The 6,000-nt window shown below is 71.4% G+C and carries 4 protein-coding genes, 2 pseudogenes and 1 riboswitch; of the genes and pseudogenes, 3 read left to right on the plus strand and 3 right to left on the minus strand.

The window, feature by feature from the left end:
- Positions 1 to 149: 149 nt before the first annotated feature.
- Both CEK66_RS20670 and CEK66_RS15475 read left to right on the plus strand, forming a co-directional pair.
- Positions 150 to 332, plus strand: a pseudogene (locus tag CEK66_RS20670) (Ig-like domain-containing protein); the annotation flags it as partial.
- Positions 333 to 602: 270 nt separating this feature from the next.
- A complete protein-coding gene (locus CEK66_RS15475; RefSeq protein ID WP_226978632.1) occupies positions 603 to 1,922 on the plus strand; it encodes a glycoside hydrolase family 18 protein in 1,320 nt (439 codons plus the stop codon).
- 156 nt (positions 1,923 to 2,078) lie between these two features.
- On the opposite strand, the gene CEK66_RS15480 is transcribed toward CEK66_RS15475, so the two are convergent.
- Genes CEK66_RS15480 through CEK66_RS15490 form a run of 3 tightly spaced genes read right to left on the minus strand, consistent with a single transcriptional unit; the run spans position 2,079 to position 5,412 of the window.
- Positions 2,079 to 3,164, minus strand: coding sequence for a homoserine dehydrogenase (locus CEK66_RS15480; protein WP_152237497.1), 1,086 nt, complete (start codon positions 3,162 to 3,164; stop codon positions 2,079 to 2,081).
- Entirely contained in the window at positions 3,161 to 4,378 is a 1,218-nt protein-coding gene (locus CEK66_RS15485) for an O-succinylhomoserine (thiol)-lyase (RefSeq protein ID WP_017909760.1), read from the minus strand. Before CEK66_RS15485 ends, CEK66_RS15480 begins: the two co-directional genes overlap by 4 nt.
- Positions 4,375 to 5,412, minus strand: a complete 1,038-nt coding sequence (locus tag CEK66_RS15490; protein ID WP_026144514.1) for a homoserine O-succinyltransferase — start codon at positions 5,410 to 5,412, stop codon at positions 4,375 to 4,377. The genes CEK66_RS15485 and CEK66_RS15490 overlap by 4 nt, the downstream gene beginning before the upstream one ends.
- A gap of 70 nt (positions 5,413 to 5,482) precedes the next feature.
- Positions 5,483 to 5,601, minus strand: a riboswitch (SAM riboswitch).
- Positions 5,602 to 5,749: 148 nt separating this feature from the next.
- Here CEK66_RS15490 and CEK66_RS20825 point away from each other — a divergent pair.
- Positions 5,750 to 6,000 (plus strand): annotated as a pseudogene (locus CEK66_RS20825) (M23 family peptidase); the annotation flags it as partial.

The raw sequence follows: 6,000 nt of genomic DNA on the forward strand, positions 1-6,000 counted from the left end.
CCGGCGACACCCTGACCTACGCCGGCCACCTGTACCGCGCCAACGGTCCGATCTGGAACACCGCGCCGACGTACTGCACCAGTTGCGGCTGGTACCAGGACCTGGGCACCTGCGATGGCAGTTCGAGCAACCAGCCACCGAGCGTGACCATGACCGCGCCCACGACCGGCACCCGCTTCGTGGTCGGCACCACCATCACCTTGCAGGCGTCGGCCAGCGATCCGGACGGCAGCGTGGCGCGGGTCGAATTCTTCCGCGGCAGCACCTCGCTGGGCAGCGTCAGCGGCGCGCCGTACACGCTGTCCTGGAGCGGCGCGGCGGCCGGCGACTACAGCCTGACCGCGGTGGCCACCGACAACGCCGGCGCCCGCACCACCTCGGCCGCGGTCGCGATCAGCATCGCGGCACCGTCGACCGACACGACCGCCCCAAGCGTGCCGACCGGCCTGGCCGCCGCCACGCGCGCCAGCAACGCCATCACCCTGACCTGGAATGCCGCCTCCGACAACGCCGGCGGCAGCGGCCTGGCCGGCTACGACATCCTCCGCGACGGCAATCGCGTGGGCACCTCCAGCACCACCGGCTACACCGACTCGGCACTGATCGCCGACACTGCGTACGCCTACGCGGTCCGTGCCCGCGACAACGCCGGCAACGTCTCGGCCAGCAGCGCCACGCTGAGCGTGCGCACCCTGCCCGCCAGCGCCGGCGGCAGCAAGCGCGTGATCGGCTACTTCACCCAGTGGGGCATCTACGGCCGCAACTACCAGGTGCGCGACATCCAGACCAGCGGCGCCGCCGGCTACCTGACCCACATCAACTACGCCTTCGGCAATGTCCGCAACAACCGCTGCGAAGTCGGCGTCACCCAACCCTCCGACAGCAGCACCGGCGCCGGCGGCGATGCCTTCGCCGACTACACCAAGGCGTTCTCCGCCGCGCAAAGCGTGGACGGCGTGGGCGATACCTGGGACCAACCGCTGCGCGGCAACTGGAACCAACTGAAGAAGCTCAAGGCCGCGCATCCGGGGCTGAAGGTGCTGATTTCGCTGGGCGGCTGGACCTGGTCGCGCGGCTTCTCCAGCGCCGCGCGCGCCGAGAACCGCCAGGCCTTCGTCGCCTCGTGCATCGACGCCTACATCCGCGGCAACCTGCCGGTCACCGACGGCGCCGGCGGCGCAGCGGCCGCGGCCGGCGTGTTCGACGGCATCGACATCGACTGGGAATACCCGGTGGCCTGCGGCATCGCTTGCGGCAGCGCCGAAGACCGGCAGAACTTCACCGCGTTGCTGGCCGAGTTCCGCCGCCAGCTCGACCAGGTGCGGCCGGGGCTGCTGCTGACCGTGGCGGTCGGCGCCGGCATCGACAAGATCCGCGTCACCGACCCGAACCTGTACGCGCCGTACCTGGACTACCTCAACGTAATGACCTACGACTTCCACGGCGCCTGGGATCCGCAGACCAATCACCACTCCGCGCTGTTCGAGTCGCCGGCCGATCCGTCCAGCGGCGACCAGCGTTACTACAACAGCAACGACGCCATCCAGGCCTTCCTCGACCGTGGCGTGCCCGCCGCCAAGCTCAACCTCGGCATCGGCTTCTACGGGCGTGGCTGGACCAACGTGCCCAACGTCAACCATGGCCTGTACCAGAGCGGCAGCGCCGCACCGGGTACCTACGAGGCGGGCATCGAGGACTACAAGGTGCTGCGCGGCCGCGCCGGCACCAGCTATGTCGACGCGCAGGCGCATGCGCACTGGAAGTACGACGGCAGCACCTTCTGGAGCTACGACAACCCGGCGCTGGTCACCGAGAAGATGAACTACGTCAAGACCCAGGGCCTGGGCGGCGCGTTCTTCTGGGAATTCAGCGGCGACTACCAGGGCGAGTTGCTGAAGACCATGGGCCAGGGCCTGCAATGAGCTGCGGCGCGGCCGTCGTGCAACGCGCGACGGCCGCGCCGCGTGACCCGCACGCATCGGCGTGCAGGCAGCGTTGCCCACACGCCGACTGCCTTAGGTATCGCCCCAGTCCGAACCGCGATGCCCGCACATGATGGCGGGCGTCGTTCGCTTCGCTCAGCGCACCGCGATCCGCAGCACGTCGTCGAGCAAGGCCGCCGCGGTGACATCGGCGCCCGCACCCGGCCCCTGGATCAGCAGCGGCTGCTGCAGGTAGCGGTCGCTGTGGATGGCGACGCGGTTGTCGGTGCCGGCGCCGCTGGCCAGCGGATGCGTCAGCGGCAGCGCGCGCAGGCCCACCGAGGCACCATGTGCATCGAAGCGACCGACGAAGCGCAGGCAGGCACCGGCGGCCTGCGCCTGCGCCAGGCGCGCCGCCAGCGGCGCGTCCAATTGTTCGAGTGCGGCATCCAGTTGCGCCAGCGGCACCGTGGCCAGCGCGGCCGGCACCAGCGACTCCACCTGCACCTGCTCGGCGCGCAACGGCAGGCCGGCGGCGCGGGCCAGGATCAGCAGCTTGCGCCGCACGTCCTCGCCGGACAGGTCCTCGCGCGGATCGGGCTCGGTGTAGCCGGCGGCCGCGGCCTCGCGCACGCACGCGGAGAAGGCGCGGCGGCCGTCGTAGCGATGCAGCAGCCAGGCCAGGGAGCCGGACAGCACGCCTTCCACCGCGTGGATATGGTCGCCACCGGCAACCAGCGCGCGCAGGCTGCTCAGCAACGGCAGCCCGGCGCCGACCGTGGCGCTGTCGCCGTAGTGGGTGCTGGCGGCATGGCGGGCGGCCTGGATCTGTTCGGCCCGCGCCAGCGCGGCGCCCTGGCCGAGCTTGTTGGCGGTGACCACGTGCACGCCGCGCCGCAGCCACTCGGCATGGCGCTGCGCCACCGCCTCGCTGGCGGTGGCGTCGACCACGATGTCGCCACGGCCCAGATCCTCCGGCAACGTCACCGCCTGCGCCGTGCGCGCGGCGGCATTGGCCGCGGCCAGCGCCTGCGCCGGCGTCACCGCGCAGTCGGCGACGGTGCGCGAATTGGCCAGCCAGGCGAAGGTCGGCAGGCCGGGCCGGCGCTGCTGCAGCGTCTGGTAGCGCGCGACGAAGGCGCGGCCGACGGTGCCGGTGCCGAGCAGGCCCAGCCGCGCGGTGGCCGCGACGGGCGCCGCACGCAGCGGCGCCGATGGCGCATCGGCCAGGCCGCTGCTCACGCGTCCACCCGTTTGCGTGCCAGCGCCTCGCCGGCGCGCTGCGCGCGCTGCAGGCCGGCCTGCAGATCGGCGACCAGGTCCGCACTGGATTCGATACCCACCGACAGACGCAGCAGGCCGTCGGAAATCCCGGCCTTGGCGCGCGCCTCGGCGGTCATCGCCGCATGGGTCATGGTCGCCGGATGCGCGATCAGGCTCTCCACGCCGCCCAGCGATTCGGCCAGGGTGAAGTAGCGCAGGCCGTCGACGAAGGCGCGCACCTCGGCCTCACCGCCGGCCAGTTCGAAACTGATCATTGCACCGAAGCCGCGCTGCTGCCGTGCCGCCACCGCGTGGCCCGGATGCGAGGCCAGGCCGGGGTAGTACACCTGGCGCACCGCGGCATGCGTGGTCAGCAATTCCACCACCGCCTGCGCGTTCTCCTGGTGCGCGCGCAGGCGCGCGTCCAGCGTGCGCAGGCCGCGCAGGGTCAGGAACGCGTCGAACGGCGAGCCGGTCAGGCCCAGCGCATTGGCCCACCACACCAGCTGCTGGTGCAGTTCGGCATCGGCCGCGATCACCGCGCCACCGACCACGTCGCTGTGGCCGTTGACGTACTTGGTGGTGGAGTGGATCACCAGGTCGGCGCCGAAGGCGATCGGGGTCTGCAGCGCCGGCGACAGGAAGGTGTTGTCGACCACCGCCAGCGCGCCGGCCTTGTGCGTGGCGTCGATGACGAAACGCAGGTCGGTGATGCGCAGCAGCGGGTTGGACGGGGTCTCGATCAGCACCAGTTTCGGCGCCTGCGCCAGCGCATCGGCCAGCGAGCGCGGATCGGTCAGGTCGGCGGTGATCAGCTCGAAGTGGCCCTTCTTGGCCAGCGCATTGAACAGGCGCCAGCTGCCGCCGTACGCGTCGTGCGGCACCACCAGCTTGTCGCCGGGCTGCAGCAGCGCGTTGAGCACCAGGTTGATCGCGCCCATGCCGGTCGCGGTGATCACCCCGCCGGCGCCGCCTTCCAGTTCCGCCAGCGCTTCGCCGAGCAGGTCGCGGGTGGGGTTGCCGCTGCGGGTGTAGTCGTACTGGCGCTTGTTGCCGAAGCCGTCGAAGCTGAAGTTCGACGACAGCACGATCGGCGGGGTCACCGCACCGTAGGCGGTGTCGCGGTCGATGCCGGCGCGGACCGCGGCGGTGGCGGCACTACAGGGCAGATCGGTGTCGTGGGCAGTGCTCATGCGGCAACTCCGGTGGGGCGAAGGGCGGTGGCGAGAATCGCGTCGATGCGATCGGTTTCTTTCAGGAAGGCGTCGTGGCCGTAGGGCGAACGCAGCACGCGCAGGCTGCCGCGCGGGCCCAGGCCTTCGACCAGGGTGACCAGGTCCGACAGCGGCACCAGGCGGTCGCCCTCGACCGCCACCACCACGGTGGGCACGGCGACGGCAGCCGGCTCGATGCGATGCAGGTCGATGGATTCAGACAGGCGCAGGTAGGCGTTGACCTGGGTGCGCGCCACGTACTGCGCGCCGGCGGCGTCCAGGTAGTCTTCGGCGGCGACGCGGACGCGGCCGTTGATCACTTCCGGCGCCGCGTCGAAGCGTTCGCCGAACTCCTCCGGAGTGCGGTAGCTGAGCATCGCGAACTGCCGCGCCAGCGACAGCCCGTGGCTCTCGGCGCATTGCAGCTGGCCCAGTGCCACGGCGCGGCGCTGCAGCGCGCGCCAAGCCGCGGCATACGGATGCGCGCGGTGCGCGCCGCTGACCGCAATCAGCTTCTGCAGGCGCTGCGGATGCCGCACCGCCAGTTGCAGGCCGACCAGCGCACCGTAGGAGTAGCCGACGAACCCGTGCAGTTGCGCGATGTCCAGCGCGTCCAGCAGTGCGGCGATGGCATCGGCCTGGTCGGCACTGTCGATCGGCGCGTCCAGGCTGCCGTCGGCGCCGACGAAATCGAACGCCAGCAGCCGCCGCTGGGTGGGATCCAGCGCCCGCCCCGGCCCGACCAGGCCTTCGGCCCAGCCTTTCTCGGGAAAGCTGGCGTTGGCGGCGAGATGGCGGTGCGCGGAGATGCCGCCGGCGACGAACACCACCGGCGCGGCAGCCGGGCCGCTCAGTTCGTAGCGCAGGCGCAGCAGTTGCACACCGGCGTGGCGCAGCGGCAGCGCGACCGCGATCTCGCCACGCATCGCGTGCACGCCGTCGGCCGGCGCGGCAACGCGGTCGTGGGACGGAGTGGCGGAGGTGGGGCGATCAGGCGAGTTCACGAGGCGCATGGCGGTATCCGGAGAGGAACGGCCATCGAGCTTCGCGGAGCTCGCGTTCGCCATGCAGAGGGCATGGATCGAACCATCTTTCGGCGGACGCGTGGGTCCCCGCAGGATTTGGCACCTACACGGGCGCTTGCGCGTCCGCTGGCTGCCCCGGCATCAAAGGGCCTGTCCCTCCGCCGGTCTCGATGGTGGAGCCACGATGCCAGCGATTCTCGGCCATGTCAATCTCTTTATTCGGATGAAGCGATATGATTTTTCGATCCCTGGCCTCGTCCATACTCCGCTTTCCCCATCGCCGCCCCTGCCCGTGCGCCGACGCCGCCCCCGCCGCTGGCTTGCCGTGGTCCTGTCGCTGGCGGCAGTGACCGGCGCACCCGCGCAGCCGCTGCTGCGATGGAATGCCCCGCGACCCGAACCACAACCACCGCCAGCGTGGCTGCAGGTGACCGCCCGCGACAGCGGCCTGCGCGAGGTCGCACTGGGCAATCCGCTCGGCGGCCCGGTGCAGATCCGCCTGCTCGGCGACAGCGCCGGCTTCACCGCCGTCCCCGCGCTGCCGCTGACCGTGGAGCTGGCCGCCGGCGAGCGCCG

Source organism: Xanthomonas sp. LMG 12460, from assembly GCF_009192895.1.
Classification (GTDB): domain Bacteria; phylum Pseudomonadota; class Gammaproteobacteria; order Xanthomonadales; family Xanthomonadaceae; genus Xanthomonas_A; species Xanthomonas_A sontii.

Bases quoted from the DNA above. Each gene is read 5' to 3' on its own strand.
- CEK66_RS15485 (WP_017909760.1), bottom strand. From the start codon at position 4,378: ATGAGCACTGCCCACGACACCGATCTGCCCTGTAGTGCCGCCACCGCC.
- CEK66_RS15490 (WP_026144514.1), bottom strand. From the start codon at position 5,412: ATGCGCCTCGTGAACTCGCCTGATCGCCCCACCTCCGCCACTCCGTCC.